Annotated in this window: 1 pseudogene; it reads left to right on the forward strand. The window is 63.2% G+C overall.

Annotation, left to right across the window (positions count from 1 at the left end):
- Positions 1–147 precede the first annotated feature (147 nt).
- Positions 148–536: pseudogene (locus EN991_RS39155) on the forward strand (serine/threonine protein kinase); the annotation flags it as partial.

Raw genomic sequence — 536 nt, forward strand, 5'->3', positions numbered from 1 at the left:
AAAGCCTCGACGCTGCCGCCCGCTGAGCCCAAGGTTGGCGAGAGCCAAAAGCCCGAACCGCAGGCCAGCAAGCCGGCGGCACCCGCAACGCGGGAGCCCAATCCCACTGCGGCCCCGCCGGCTGTCGCGAACGCCGAGAGCCCTGCCTTGCCGACAAGCAACCAGCCGGACCAACCTGCTGTCGCGTTGAACGTGCCCAAACCGGAGATTCCCCCGGCCGTCGACGACATCGCCCAACGGGTGTCATGGGTTCGCGACTTCGGCGGCGGCGACTGTTTCTATGCGACGATGACCTCAGCAACCGACAAGGCTGCCGCGATCGAAGGCTTTGGAACATCGGTCCAGCCATTCGAAGGCATGCTGGCCGAGTTCCAGGCCAAATTCCATGTCGAGCCGGACATCAGCGTCCGGCTCATTGAACCAAGCCAATGCGAAGTCACCAATTTTCTGCGCTTTATCGGGCAGACCGCATCAGACAAGCCGCAGCTTGTTCTCGATCGGACATCGGTGCCAAACGGTACGCCGCTCAGCGGAAC

Origin of the sequence: Mesorhizobium sp. M7A.F.Ca.US.005.03.2.1 (assembly GCF_003997795.1) — a bacterium.
Taxonomy (GTDB): domain Bacteria; phylum Pseudomonadota; class Alphaproteobacteria; order Rhizobiales; family Rhizobiaceae; genus Mesorhizobium; species Mesorhizobium ciceri.